The sequence below is a fragment of the Gilliamella sp. ESL0443 genome (genome assembly GCF_019469165.1).
Taxonomy (GTDB): domain Bacteria; phylum Pseudomonadota; class Gammaproteobacteria; order Enterobacterales; family Orbaceae; genus Gilliamella; species Gilliamella apicola_E.
This window is the reverse complement of record NZ_CP048263.1, coordinates 1945478-1959087: the sequence shown is the minus strand read 5'-3', so window position 1 is coordinate 1959087 and position 13610 is coordinate 1945478. Positions and strand designations below refer to the sequence as shown.

Annotated in this window: 9 protein-coding genes, 2 tRNA genes and 2 rRNA genes; 11 read left to right on the top strand and 2 right to left on the bottom strand. The window is 38.9% G+C overall.

The features are described from left to right. Positions 1-3: 3 nt before the first annotated feature. A complete protein-coding gene (gene nrdG / locus GYM76_RS08870) occupies positions 4-468 on the top strand; it encodes an anaerobic ribonucleoside-triphosphate reductase-activating protein (protein WP_220225248.1) in 465 nt (154 codons plus the stop codon). Between the two features lie 2 nt (positions 469-470). Here the strand turns inward: nrdG and can are convergent, their stop codons facing one another. Beyond that, the gene (can, locus tag GYM76_RS08865) at positions 471-1130 is read right to left on the bottom strand and encodes a carbonate dehydratase (RefSeq protein WP_220225247.1); all 660 of its coding nucleotides are present in this window, start codon (positions 1128-1130) and stop codon (positions 471-473) included. A 44-nt stretch (positions 1131-1174) separates the two neighbouring features. After that, positions 1175-2233 carry an FAD-binding protein gene (locus GYM76_RS08860; RefSeq protein WP_220225246.1) on the bottom strand — a complete coding sequence of 353 codons (1059 nt, stop codon included), beginning with the start codon at positions 2231-2233 and terminating at the stop codon, positions 1175-1177. A 363-nt stretch (positions 2234-2596) separates the two neighbouring features. Between GYM76_RS08860 and murA the strand changes: the two genes are divergently transcribed. From murA to GYM76_RS08810, 10 genes are all read left to right on the top strand, one after another. Continuing rightward, positions 2597-3850 (top strand): UDP-N-acetylglucosamine 1-carboxyvinyltransferase, encoded by a 1254-nt coding sequence (murA, locus tag GYM76_RS08855; protein ID WP_065734915.1) that lies wholly within the window; start codon positions 2597-2599, stop codon positions 3848-3850. A gap of 52 nt (positions 3851-3902) precedes the next feature. Beyond that, positions 3903-4478, top strand: coding sequence for a DJ-1 family glyoxalase III (locus GYM76_RS08850; RefSeq protein WP_220225245.1), 576 nt, complete (start codon positions 3903-3905; stop codon positions 4476-4478). Positions 4479-4489: 11 nt separating this feature from the next. Continuing rightward, complete coding sequence (locus GYM76_RS08845; protein ID WP_220225244.1) at positions 4490-5404, top strand: cation diffusion facilitator family transporter; 915 nt, start codon at positions 4490-4492, stop codon at positions 5402-5404. Between the two features lie 76 nt (positions 5405-5480). After that, entirely contained in the window at positions 5481-6443 is a 963-nt protein-coding gene (gene pfkA / locus GYM76_RS08840) for a 6-phosphofructokinase (RefSeq protein ID WP_065562788.1), read from the top strand. Between the two features lie 175 nt (positions 6444-6618). After that, positions 6619-6870: a GNAT family N-acetyltransferase gene (locus GYM76_RS08835; protein ID WP_065734913.1), complete on the top strand. Its 252-nt coding sequence runs from the start codon at positions 6619-6621 to the stop codon at positions 6868-6870. A 147-nt stretch (positions 6871-7017) separates the two neighbouring features. Continuing rightward, positions 7018-8088, top strand: a complete 1071-nt coding sequence (locus GYM76_RS08830; RefSeq protein ID WP_220225243.1) for an acyltransferase — start codon at positions 7018-7020, stop codon at positions 8086-8088. Between the two features lie 539 nt (positions 8089-8627). Further along, positions 8628-10165 (top strand): 16S ribosomal RNA (locus GYM76_RS08825). A 55-nt stretch (positions 10166-10220) separates the two neighbouring features. Continuing rightward, positions 10221-10297: transfer RNA gene (locus GYM76_RS08820), tRNA-Ile, on the top strand. A gap of 48 nt (positions 10298-10345) precedes the next feature. Then, positions 10346-10421 (top strand) — tRNA-Ala (locus GYM76_RS08815). Positions 10422-10631: 210 nt separating this feature from the next. Then, a 23S ribosomal RNA gene (locus GYM76_RS08810) occupies positions 10632-13530 on the top strand. The 16S and 23S rRNA genes sit together here with 2 tRNA genes alongside, the layout of an rRNA operon. Positions 13531-13610: the final 80 nt, after the last annotated feature.

Here is a 13610-nt window from a genome sequence, read left to right as displayed (position 1 = left end):
ATTATGAATTATCATCGTTATTATCCTGTTGATGTTGTTAATGGCGAAGGGACTCGTTGTACACTTTTTGTAGCAGGTTGTGTACATCAATGTCCTGGCTGCTATAACAAAAGCACATGGGGAGTAAACTCTGGTAAGCCATTTACACAATCACTTGAAGATCAAATCATTAAAGATTTACAAGATACCGAAATAAAACGTCAAGGATTATCACTTTCTGGTGGTGATCCTTTACACCCTAAAAATGTGCCAACCATTTTGAAATTAGTTAAACGAGTAAAAGCCGAATGTGATAATAAAGATATTTGGTTATGGACAGGTTATAAACTTAATGAATTAACCGATGAACAGCAATCTGTAGTGGCTTATATTGATGTCTTGATTGATGGAAAATTTGTACAAGATCTTGCTGATCCTAAACTATTATGGCGAGGTAGCAGTAATCAAATTATCCATCGATTCAAATAAATTTATTGTAATTTATGCAGATTTAACAGATAAGAAATCGCTTCACGATAGTTGATTTCGAGATTTTCACTACTTGATGATGTAATATGCAAATCTGTAATTTTTCCATTATCGATCCCATAAACCCAACCATGTAAATTAACCTTTTGACCACGTTGCCATGCTGCTTGAATAATGGTCGAATGCCCTAAATTATAGATTTGTTCAATTACATTGAGTTCACATAAAATATCCATTCTAATATCAGCAGGAAACTTACCAAGTAAAGAACTTTTGCGAAACCATAAATCACGGATATGAAGTAGCCAATTATTAACAAGGCCCAAATCGGGATTTTCAACTGCGGCACGGATACCACCACAATCTAAATGACCACAAACAATAATATCTTCGATTTTAAGTACATCAACTGCGTATTGGACAACTGAAAGGCAATTTAGATCCGTATGAATCACTTGGTTGCCAACGTTCCGATGAACAAACATTTCACCCGGTTTTAGTTTGATAAGCTTTTCTGCTGGAACGCGACTATCGGAACAACCGATCCACAAAAATTTAGGATTTTGCGCAACCGCGAGCTGTTTAAAGAATTCAGGATCTTCCTGTGCTATCTTTTCTGACCATTCATGATTAAAGCGAATTAGATCGTTGACATCAAACATAATGTCTTTTCCTTGTTATATTTCATTATTTCATTTTTTATAAATTAAATTGTTTTGATATGTTGAATTTTACTTTTCATAATTAATTTACGCCACAACGGTGTAGTCAGTATTTTAGCCTTTATAATTTTGCTATAAAGCTTTAAGCGTAATGGAATTGTTTTTTGATAATAACGCTTATTTGGTTTTGCTATACCACTATTTAATATCTTGCTTAAAATCTCTGCGCTATCAAGCGCATAACTAATACCTTCTAATGAGCTTGCGCTTATGAAACCTGCTGCTTCACCGATTAAAAAGATATTTTCATTGCCTGTATAAAAATCTTGGAAGCGATTTGGATAAACCACAAGACATTTTTCAGTTTTTAACGGTTCTCCAAAAATAAACCCTTGCTTTGTTAGCTTTTCTTTCAACGATTCAAAGTGTTGATTCGCTGTTTTTTTCGGGAAAGCACCACCAAAAATGAAATATCCATCTTTAGAAATACTCCACGCATAACAATTTGTTGATTGATTATCAAAAATACATGTATTAAAAGGTCGTTGATGTTTTTCAGTAAACCATTGTTGAATAGCAACATATTGTCTGATGGAATGATGAGGATAACGCATTCGTCTAACAATCGAATTAGCGCCATCTGCACCAACTACATATTTAGCCGTAATTTTGTGTTCGATTTTATTTTCATCGATGTAAGTAACTTGATATCCATCGATTACTCTTCTGATTTCTTTACATAGTGTGTTATGTAAAACATTAACAGTGTTGGGAATTAATGATTTTAACCATAGGTCAAATTTATGTCGGTCAAAACTAACATAACTACGTTGATAATTACGAATAAGTTTGGATTGAAGATCGATCGTTTTAACGCTAAAAATTTGTGGATCAGTCAATATATCAGTAGGTAAATTTAACTTTTGTCGCACAAATGCTTTTTGAGCGTCATCTGCTAATAATCCACCACAAGGTTTATGAAAACCCTCAATACCAGCTTGATGCTTTTTATCTAATGCAATAATTTTAAAAGACGGGTTAAGTAGACGTGCGAAGGTACTACCTGCAGGTCCAAGTCCAATGATAGCAATATCGTAATCCATATTATTGTATTGTTTGATTTATAAGATTGAATATTATCTATTTTACCATACTTCGATAAAATTGTAGTGAATAGGAAAATAAGGAAATTAATCAATTTTAGTAAAAAAAGTTGAGGAACGGGGTTTTTGAAACCTATTTATACTTCTTACTAGTTGATTTAAAAACAAAATTAAGAATTTTTTATTTAATATTTATCTGATTTTGTATGGGATAACAAATTATTTATTGATAATAAATAATTGAAATTATTTTGTTATGGATTGGTGATGACAAATATAGTCACCATATTTTGATAAAATTCATTTATCTATTAGTGAATAGCTTTTATAATAATCGCCATTTAAAATGAATAAGAGTTAACTATGGAAAAGTTTCACGTTACAGGCCCAACTTCTTTAAATGGAGAAGTTGTCATTTCTGGCGCTAAAAATGCGGCGCTACCTATTTTATTTGCTGCAATTTTGGCTGAAAAACCAGTTGAATTACAAAATGTTCCCAAGTTAAAAGATATTGATACTACACTGGAACTTCTTGAGCAATTAGGCGTGAAATATCAACGGAATGGTTCTATTCATCTTGATGCAGGTCAGATTGATAACTATTGTGCGCCTTATGAACTTGTAAAAACGATGCGAGCTTCAATTTGGGCTCTAGGTCCTCTTGTTGCTCGATTTGGTCAAGGGCAAGTTTCATTACCAGGTGGATGTGCAATAGGTGCAAGGCCAGTAGACCTACATATTACTGGACTACAACAATTAGGTGCGACAATTACTTTAGATGAGGGGTATGTTAAAGCTACAGTTGATGGTCGTTTAAAAGGTGCTCATATTGTAATGGATAAGGTTAGTGTTGGTGCGACAGTTACTATTATGTGTGCAGCAACTCTAGCTGAAGGTAAAACGATAATTGAAAATGCTGCGTGTGAGCCAGAAATAGTTGATACCGCAAAATTTTTAAATATGTTAGGCGCTAAAATCACTGGTGCCGGTACTATGCGCATTGAAATTGAAGGTGTTGCTAGTCTTGGTGGTGGTGTACACTCAGTCGTTTCTGATCGTATTGAAACTGGAACATTTTTAGTTGCTGCAGCTATTTCACGTGGCAAAATAACTTGTCGTAAAACTGATCCAAGCTTACTTGATGCTGTATTATCAAAATTGAAGGAAGCGGGAGCCAATATTGAAACTGGCGAAGATTGGATTTGTTTAGATATGCAAGGTAAACGAGCAAAAGCCGTTAATATTCATACTGCTCCTCACCCAGGTTTTCCAACTGATATGCAAGCCCAATTTTCGTTATTAAATATGGTGGCAGAAGGCACAGGAATTATCAAAGAAACAATTTTTGAAAATCGTTTTATGCATGTACCAGAACTTATTCGTATGGGAGCTCATGGCGAAATCGAAGGTAATACCCTGATTACTCATGGCGTTGAGAAACTTAGTGGAACTCAAGTAATGGCAACTGATTTACGTGCTTCTGCGAGTCTAGTTTTGGCTGGATGTATAGCTGAAGGTTCAACAATTGTTGATCGTATTTACCATATCGATCGTGGTTATGATAATATTGAAAATAAGCTGAGAAAATTAGGCGCTAACATTGAACGTGTTAAATAGTTTTATTTTTAACATTTTGTAAAGACAGTCAGTTGATAGGAAGGGGTGTAATATGACAAAGCAAGCATTAGTTTTTTTATCAAATGGCTGTGAGGAAACTGAAGCCGTGACAACAATTGATCTGTTAACACGTGCTGGAATTAAAGTTACCTATGCAAGTATTACTGAAGATAAAATAGTTCAATGTTCTCGCGGTGTCACTATCCTAACTCAAAAAACGTTTTCTGAAGTTAGCGATATTCATTTTGATGCGATTATTTTACCTGGTGGATTAGTTGGAGCTGAAAACTTTCGAGACTCTCAACAATTAATTGAAAAATTAAAGCAAGCTCATCAAGCCGGGGTTGTTATTGCAGCTATTTGTGCAACTCCAGCGATGGTTTTTCAACATCATAATTTATTCCCTAATGCATATATGACGGGTTATCCATCAACCAAAGATGCTATAAAAAATTGGAAATCGGATCGAGTTTATTTTGATGTTCAAAATAGAGTTATTACTAGTCAAGGCCCTGCAACTTCAATTGATTTTGCTTTGAAAATTATTGAAGTTTTATTAGACAAAAAGATTGCAGCCGAAGTAGCTGCGCAATTGGTGCTTCCACAAGGGATAGAATCCTACCAATAAATAGGTAACAAATGTCAAAATCACATTTGTATGAAAAATTAATTAAAAAGGCGACATTGAGTGCAGTTTTAATTTCTATTTTCCTTATCATTATTAAGTTAATTACGTGCTGGTTCACTGGCTCAATGAGTTTATTTGCATCACTGTTGGATTCAAGTATTGATTTGCTTGCATCTGGGCTTAACTTTTTCTTAGTCCGTTATGCATTAAAACCTGCTGATGATGATCATACTTTTGGTCATGGAAAAGCTGAATCGTTAGCCGCATTAGCACAAAGTGCTTTTATTATTGGTTCGGCGACCATTTTATTATTATCAAGTATTAAATCTATTATTCATCCAACTGCAATAGAGTTCCCTTTATTCGGTATTATCGTATCTATGATTTCGGTTGTTGTGACTGCCACATTAGTTTTATATCAAAAGCATGTGATAAAACAGACAAATAGTAAAGCGATTCAAGCAGATATGTTGCATTACTCATCAGATTTGTTTATGAATATTGCAGTTATTATTGCACTATTTTTAAGCTGGTATGGTATTACGTATGCTGATGCTTGTTTTGCATTCTTTATTGCGTTATATATTTTTTATAATGCTTGTAAAATAGCCTATAGTGCAATTCAAGACTTATTAGATAAGGCTTTACCTGAAAGTGATAACCAAAGAATTAGTGAAATTGTCTCTTCTTATTCAAATGTGCGTGGTTTTCATGATTTGAGAACTAGGCAAGCAGGTCCGGTGAAGTTTATACAACTACATCTTGAATTAGATGATGATATGCCATTAATAAGAGCCCATGCAGTTGCTGATGCAATCGAAAAACATATCTCTAGAGAATTTGCTCCAGCAACAGTGATTATCCATCAAGATCCGATTTCTGTTGTTCCTCTTGAAACAAATCAGCTGAAAAACTATTCAAAATAGCTTCTAAACTTTATATTGTTAGTTAATTATTATGACTTTATAATAGCCAAAGGTTTATAAATTGGAGTTATTTTTTATGATAAAAAAAATAGGTATTTTAACCAGTGGTGGTGATGCACCAGGGATGAATGCAGCTATTCGTGGAGTTGTGAGAACTGCGTTAACTGAAGGCTTAGAGGTTTTCGGTATCTATGATGGTTACTTGGGGCTTTGTGAAGATCGCATTGTCAAGTTAGATCGTTCTAGTGTTTCAGATATTATTACCCGAGGTGGAACATTTTTAGGATCAGCTCGATTTCCTGAATTTAAAGATCAAGAAATTAGAAAAAAAGGGATTGCTAATTTAAAGAAACATCAAATTGATGCTTTAGTGGTTATCGGTGGTGATGGTTCATATATGGGTGCGATGCGATTAACTGAAGAAGGTTTTCCATGTATTGGTTTACCTGGCACCATTGATAATGATATCCGAGGAACTGATTACACGATTGGTTATTTTACTGCATTAAGTACAGTTGTTGAATCTATAGATAGATTAAGAGACACGTGTTCTTCACATCACCGAATTTCTGTAATTGAGGTTATGGGGCGAGATTGTGGTGATTTGACATTAAGTGCATCAGTAGCTGGTGGTTGTGAATTTATGATCATTCCTGAAGTTTCTTATACTAAAGAAGACTTAATTGAAGAGATAAAATTAGGTTTTGCTAAAGGTAAAAAACATGCAATTGTCACTGTTACTGAACATATGTGTGATGTAAACCAATTAGCAAAAGATATTGAAGCAGCAGTACATCATGAAACGCGAGCAACTATCCTAGGCCATGTACAACGAGGTGGTTCACCTGTACCTTATGATCGAATTTTAGGTTCACGTATGGGGGCTTATGCGGTTGAATTACTCATTGATGGTCATGCTGGACGTTGTGTCGGAATTCAAAATGGTAAATTGGTTCATCATGATATCATTGATGCTATCAATAATATGAAAAGACCATTTGATATGGATCTTTACAATACAGCGAAACGTTTATTCTAAATATTGCTCCATTGATAATCTAATAAGATGTGGATAATTGATATACTATAGTTTGATTTTGGTTTATCAATTATTCACTTTATAAGTTTAAAACTATTTTTTTTATAAATTCCAACAAATTTTTCTTTTCTTATTTAATTAATTTCGATGAAAATCATACTAATTGAGGAATTTTATGACATTACAATATAAGCAAGATAACGATCGTTTCTATGTATGTAATGACAATAATCAAGAAATAGCAGAAATGACGTTTACTCGAATTGGGCAAGATAAAGCAACCATCAATCATACCTATACAGATCCTAATTATCGTGGACAAGGAATAGCAGATAAGTTACTTGAGCTTGTGATAAAAACATTAAAGCAAGAAAAACGTGAAATCATACCTTTATGTTCTTTTGCTGCGAGTAAGCTAGACAACTAATTGTGTTTATATTTGATAAATATTTGTAATTTTTTCAGAAATTTGTCAAGAAATATTTTGTGCATTTTCTAAAATAATACTAGTTTTTATCTTGAAATTTTGTGCTAATGTATAGCAAATTTTCTTTGTTATGTTTTGATAACTGAAATGACAATAGTCAAACCCCAAAAAATTCATTCTATTCATGTATTGCGTGGCGTAGCCATCATTATGATTGTTTTTAGCCATTGTTTAGGTGTATTTAAAAATAGCCATTTAATTGCTAATAGTTATTTATTTTCTTTTTTAAATTTATTTGCTTTTAATTTCACAACATTTTTTGTATTAATTGCGGGGTTTTTATTTCAACATTTAACTTATAAATATAATGTAAAAGCGTATTATTTATCTAAGTTTAAAACAGTAGTTTGCCCATATATTTCTGTATCGATATTTTGTTTCCTATATTTTCATTACCAATATCTATCCAGTTTACCTATATTTTCGCTAACGGAACCAAGTTCGAGTACTTCAATCATTAAAATGATGTTGACCGGAACCCAGCTTTTGCCATTATGGTTTATGCCGATGATTATCATCATTTTCGCAATTAGCCCTTTATTATATAAATGGTCAAAAAAAAGTTTGATTATCGTAGGGTTAGTTTCGATGTTCTGGGTAGTTATGTTCACGAAGCCTGATTATACTCAGCCATTGCTAAATTTATTGCATTATGGACCTGTTTATTTGACGGGAATGATGATAAAGCAAAATTATGAAAAAATTATGAAACTAGTTAAAGATAATTTAGTTTTGGTGATTTTCTTTTTTTGTTTATGCTTTTTTATTCCATTTGCTTATCGCTATGTTGATCATCTTTGTGTTGAAAAACTTTATTACGATACATTACAAAAGATTATTTTATTTATTTTAGCACTTTATTTTTTGGATAGCTTGAACCATAAAAATAATGAAAGTAAAACATTTAAGTTTTTTTCTTTTATGGCAAATGTTAGTTTTCCCATCTATTTTGTTCATGAAATTATCGTAATCCTTTTAGAAGCACAGTTACTGAACTCACCTTTTGGATACATTATCAAAACAGATAATGGTGAATTAGCATCACTTGGTGCTATTAGCTTTTTAATATGTACATTAACTATAAGTGTTCTTGTTGCGTATACCATTAAATTAGTATTCAAAGATAAAGCAAAATATTTGATTGGTGGTAATCGTTAATATTTATGATAGTTAAACGAATACTTGATAGAAATTATGTGTTTTTATGGTTCAAAACATATAACAATATGTATCTTGAAGCAACATTTTGATTTTTCGAATTTTTATAGTAACAAATTTTGCTTTATCTAGAGTATATCAATATTGCTGCTGAACAAATAAAAAACAAACGGAATTCTAAGTGTGATTTTTCACTTGCCAAAAAAAAAGAAGTGCCTATAATGCGCATCCACTGACACGGCGTCAGCGAAAGCAGACGATAATGAAGTTGGTGAACACGATCAAAAATTTTGAAAAAAGATCTTGACGAATAAAAAGGTGTAGCGTAGTATACGCAGCCCTTGAGACAGCAAACTGAAGCAAGAAATTGTGAAGTTAACTTAAAGCTGTCAGCTCTTTAAAAAGAAGAAACAGACAATCTGTGTGGGCACTTACGAGACGAAAAATTAAAAGTCTACGGACTCAAAAATTAAGTCTTGATAAGTGACACTGAAGATTCATTTGAATATGTCAGAGACAGTTATTGAGCATCAAACTTTAAATTGAAGAGTTTGATCATGGCTCAGATTGAACGCTGGCGGCAGGCTTAACACATGCAAGTCGAACGGTAACATGAGTGCTTGCACTTGATGACGAGTGGCGGACGGGTGAGTAAAGTATGGGGATCTGCCGAATGGAGGGGGACAACAGTTGGAAACGACTGCTAATACCGCATAACGTTGAGAGACCAAAGCATGGGACCTTCGGGCCATGCGCCATTTGATGAACCCATATGGGATTAGCTAGTTGGTAAGGTAAAGGCTTACCAAGGCGACGATCTCTAGCTGGTCTGAGAGGATGACCAGCCACACTGGAACTGAGACACGGTCCAGACTCCTACGGGAGGCAGCAGTGGGGAATATTGCACAATGGGGGAAACCCTGATGCAGCCATGCCGCGTGTATGAAGAAGGCCTTCGGGTTGTAAAGTACTTTCGGTAATGAGGAAGGTGATGTATCTAATAGGTGCATCAATTGACGTTAATTACAGAAGAAGCACCGGCTAACTCCGTGCCAGCAGCCGCGGTAATACGGAGGGTGCGAGCGTTAATCGGAATGACTGGGCGTAAAGGGCATGTAGGCGGATAATTAAGTTAGGTGTGAAAGCCCTGGGCTCAACCTAGGAATTGCACTTAAAACTGGTTAACTAGAGTATTGTAGAGGAAGGTAGAATTCCACGTGTAGCGGTGAAATGCGTAGAGATGTGGAGGAATACCGGTGGCGAAGGCGGCCTTCTGGACAGATACTGACGCTGAGATGCGAAAGCGTGGGGAGCAAACAGGATTAGATACCCTGGTAGTCCACGCTGTAAACGATGTCGATTTGGAGTTTGTTGCCTAGAGTGATGGGCTCCGAAGCTAACGCGATAAATCGACCGCCTGGGGAGTACGGCCGCAAGGTTAAAACTCAAATGAATTGACGGGGGCCCGCACAAGCGGTGGAGCATGTGGTTTAATTCGATGCAACGCGAAGAACCTTACCTGGTCTTGACATCCACAGAATCTTGCAGAGATGCGAGAGTGCCTTCGGGAACTGTGAGACAGGTGCTGCATGGCTGTCGTCAGCTCGTGTTGTGAAATGTTGGGTTAAGTCCCGCAACGAGCGCAACCCTTATCCTTTGTTGCCAGCGATTCGGTCGGGAACTCAAAGGAGACTGCCGTTGATAAAGCGGAGGAAGGTGGGGACGACGTCAAGTCATCATGGCCCTTACGACCAGGGCTACACACGTGCTACAATGGCGTATACAAAGGGAGGCGACCTCGCGAGAGCAAGCGGACCTCAGAAAGTACGTCTAAGTCCGGATTGGAGTCTGCAACTCGACTCCATGAAGTCGGAATCGCTAGTAATCGTGAATCAGAATGTCACGGTGAATACGTTCCCGGGCCTTGTACACACCGCCCGTCACACCATGGGAGTGGGTTGCACCAGAAGTAGATAGCTTAACCTTCGGGAGGGCGTTTACCACGGTGTGATTCATGACTGGGGTGAAGTCGTAACAAGGTAACCGTAGGGGAACCTGCGGTTGGATCACCTCCTTACGAAGAGCTCGTAAGTGTTCACACAGATTGTTTGTTTAGAAAGAGTCACTTTATTGGGTCTGTAGCTCAGGTGGTTAGAGCGCACCCCTGATAAGGGTGAGGTCGGTGGTTCAAGTCCACTCAGACCCACCAATTCGACAATTAAGCTGATGGCTTGATTAGTTGATGAAGTGAAACAATGGGGCTATAGCTCAGCTGGGAGAGCGCCTGCCTTGCACGCAGGAGGCCAGCGGTTCGATCCCGCTTAGCTCCACCATTAAAGATACCTCTTTTAAAAATCATAAAATTATTTTTGTATTTATTTAATATTCGAATGAATAGAAAGATAAAGCTCTTTAACAATTAGGAACAAGCTGAAAGAAACGAGTTCTCGTTTTTACGGAAGGCATTTGTATGAAAATATGAATGTAATGAAGTAGAAAAGAGAAAAAAGCGTAATTAAAACCAAGACAACTGTGAGTTGTAAGGTTAAGAAATTAAGCGTACACGGTGGATGCCTAGGCAATCAGAGGCGATGAAGGACGTGTTAATCTGCGAAAAGCGACGGTGAGCCGATAAAAGGCGCTATAACCGTTGATGTCCGAATGGGGAAACCCAGTGCAGGCGACTGCACTATCATCTGATGAATACATAGTCAGATGAGGCGAACCGGGAGAACTGAAACATCTAAGTACCCCGAGGAAAAGAAATCAACCGAGATTCCCAAAGTAGCGGCGAGCGAAATGGGAGTAGCCCAAGCGGGTAGCATAATGTATTAGTGGAAGCGTCTGGAAAGTCGCACGATAGAGGGTGAAAGTCCCGTACATGAAAATGCATTATGTGGAAGCTTATAGAGTAGGGCGGGACACGTGATATCCTGTCTGAAGATGGGGGGACCATCCTCCAAGGCTAAATACTCCTGATTGACCGATAGTGAACCAGTACCGTGAGGGAAAGGCGAAAAGAACCCCGGGAGGGGAGTGAAATAGACCCTGAAACCGTGTACGTACAATCAGTGGGAGCTGTTACCGTTGGGTAATAGTGACTGCGTACCTTTTGTATAATGGGTCAGCGACTTATATTCTGTAGCAAGGTTAACCGAATAGGGGAGCCGAAGGGAAACCGAGTATTAACTGTGCGTTAAGTTGCAGGGTATAGACCCGAAACCCGGTGATCTAGCCATGGGCAGGTTGAAGGTTGGTTAACACTAACTGGAGGACCGAACCGACTAATGTTGAAAAATTAGCGGATGACCTGTGGCTGGGGGTGAAAGGCCAATCAAACCGGGAGATAGCTGGTTCTCCCCGAAAGCTATTTAGGTAGCGCCTCATGTATAACTGTTGGGGGTAGAGCACTGTTTCGGCTAGGGGGCCATCCCGGCTTACCAACCCGATGCAAACTCCGAATACTGACAAGTTCAATCATGGGAGACACACGGCGGGTGCTAACGTTCGTCGTGAAGAGGGAAACAACCCAGACCGCCAGCTAAGGTCCCAAAGTCATAGTTAAGTGGGAAACGAAGTGGGAAGGCTTAGACAGCTAGGATGTTGGCTTAGAAGCAGCCATCATTTAAAGAAAGCGTAATAGCTCACTAGTCGAGTCGGCCTGCGCGGAAGATGTAACGGGGCTAAAACTATGCACCGAAGCTGCGGCAGTGCACGTAAGTGTATTGGGTAGGGGAGCGTTCTGTAAGCCGTAGAAGGTGTGTTGTGAGGCATGCTGGAGGTATCAGAAGTGCGAATGCTGACATAAGTAACGATAAAGCGGGTGAAAAGCCCGCTCGCCGGAAGACCAAGGGTTCCTGTCCAACGTTAATCGGGGCAGGGTGAGTCGACCCCTAAGGAGAGGCCGAAGGGCGTATCTGATGGGAAACGGGTTAATATTCCCGTACTGGCTATAACTGCGATGGGGGGACGAAGAAGGCTAGGTTTACCACCTATTGGATGGTGGGTTAAGCGTGTAGGGGTGTGATTAGGCAAATCCGGTCACTGAGACCCTGAGGCGTGATGACGAGCTACTAAGGTAGTGAAGTAATTGATGCCCTGCTTCCAGGAAAATCCTCTAAGCTTCAGGTTATAGTTAATCGTACCCGAAACCGACACAGGTGGTCAGGTAGAGAATACTCAGGCGCTTGAGAGAACTCGGGTGAAGGAACTAGGCAAAATGGTGCCGTAACTTCGGGAGAAGGCACGCTGATGTTAATTGAAGTCCCACGCGGATGGAGGTGAAATCAGTCGAAGATACCAGCTGGCTGCAACTGTTTAATAAAAACACAGCACTGTGCAAACACGAAAGTGGACGTATACGGTGTGACGCCTGCCCGGTGCTGGAAGGTTAATTGATGGGGTTATGCGTAAGCAGAAGCTCTTGATCGAAGCCCCAGTAAACGGCGGCCGTAACTATAACGGTCCTAAGGTAGCGAAATTCCTTGTCGGGTAAGTTCCGACCTGCACGAATGGCGTAATGATGGCCAGGCTGTCTCCACCCGAGACTCAGTGAAATTGAAATTGCCGTGAAGATGCGGTGTACCCGTGGCAAGACGGAAAGACCCCGTGAACCTTTACTATAGCTTGACAGTGAACATTGAGCCTTAATGTGTAGGATAGGTGGGAGACTATGAAGTGTGTACGCCAGTATGCATGGAGTCATCCTTGAAATACCACCCTTTAATGTTTGATGTTCTAACCTATACTTCTGAATCGAGGTAAGGGACACTGTCTGGTGGGTAGTTTGACTGGGGCGGTCTCCTCCCAAAGAGTAACGGAGGAGCACGAAGGTTAGCTAATCCTGGTCGGACATCAGGAGGTTAGTGCAATGGCAAAAGCTAGCTTGACTGCGAGAGTGACGGCTCGAGCAGGTACGAAAGTAGGTCATAGTGATCCGGTGGTTCTGAATGGAAGGGCCATCGCTCAACGGATAAAAGGTACTCCGGGGATAACAGGCTGATACCGCCCAAGAGTTCATATCGACGGCGGTGTTTGGCACCTCGATGTCGGCTCATCACATCCTGGGGCTGAAGTAGGTCCCAAGGGTACGGCTGTTCGCCGTTTAAAGTGGTACGCGAGCTGGGTTTAGAACGTCGTGAGACAGTTCGGTCCCTATCTGCCATGGGCGTAGGAAAATTGAGAGGGTTTGCTTCTAGTACGAGAGGACCGAAGTGAACGCACCGCTGGTGTTCGGGTTGTGATGCCAATTGCATTGCCCGGTAGCTACGTGCGGAATAGATAAGTGCTGAAAGCATCTAAGCACGAAACTAGCCTCGAGATGAGTTTTCCCTGAAGAGATTCAGTAAGGTCCGTTTGAGACTAAGACGTAGATAGGTCAGGTGTGTAAGTGTAGTGATACATTGAGCTAACTGATACTAATGAACCGAGAGTCTTAACCTTACAACTCGGAGTTGTTTTGGGTTACGCGAAGTTGAGAGTAAGAAATCATCGAAAGATGGTTAAAGATTAATAAAACAGTT